Consider the following 833-nt stretch of genomic DNA (forward strand, 5'->3'; position numbering starts at 1 on the left):
AAAGAATCTTTTTTCAAAATTGGAGTTAAATTCAGTGAATTTGGTCATTAATATTCCTAATTACATATTTCCTGGTACAAACGCTCAAGATATTTAGCATTGCTATTATCATTTCAAAAAGAGAACCATGGCATTTTAAATTTTTTCATAGCCACAAACCAAGTTAATAAAAATCTTATGAACATAGCAATGCTGAACGCATAAGCAACACCAATCAAGCCGAAGTAATCAACAAGTATTACAGTCAATCCAATATGGAATCCTCCCGAAAAAATAGTGATCATAGATAAAAGACGAGTATCTTTAGAGTAGAATATATAATTAACAACCATTAGATACATACCTACAAAAACCTGACCGATTAGAATCCACCTAACTATATTTCCGACCCCTTTAAAGTTTTCTCCTACGATAAAATCAACTAGAAAAGGGATGATAGGAAACATTAATAATGAGATAATAAATAGGAACACAAAGTATTGATAGGTTTGTTTTACAATAGACTTTTTTTCTCCAGCATTATTTCTTTTGAGCTTTTCATATAACCATGGTACATAAGCTTTGTTAAGAGCATCAAATACCATATAAGCTACCAAACTAAGTTGGTATGCTAACATATACACGCCTGCATTATCTAAACCAAGCTTGTTATTTATAATAACTCGGTCAATTGTCGTTAACACATACATACCTAGAATATGTGGTATTAGAGGTACTCCAAACTTTAATGAGTCCAACATTTCAGAAGTTTTTGGGAGTTCAAGTGAGACATAATTCAATTTAAATAATAGAAAAATAGCAATAAAACCAAATAGACAAAAAGAAATTACTTG

The 833-nt window shown here is 30.4% G+C and carries 1 protein-coding gene; it reads right to left on the reverse strand.

The window, feature by feature from the left end; translation table 11 throughout:
* Nucleotides 1-113 precede the first annotated feature (113 nt).
* Nucleotides 114-833: lipopolysaccharide biosynthesis protein (locus tag AB4329_RS22420; protein ID WP_372139318.1), on the reverse strand; the 720-nt coding region annotated here is incomplete at its 5' end.

This window comes from Vibrio sp. 10N.261.54.A5 (assembly GCF_041471145.1).
GTDB lineage: Bacteria > Pseudomonadota > Gammaproteobacteria > Enterobacterales > Vibrionaceae > Vibrio > Vibrio crassostreae_C.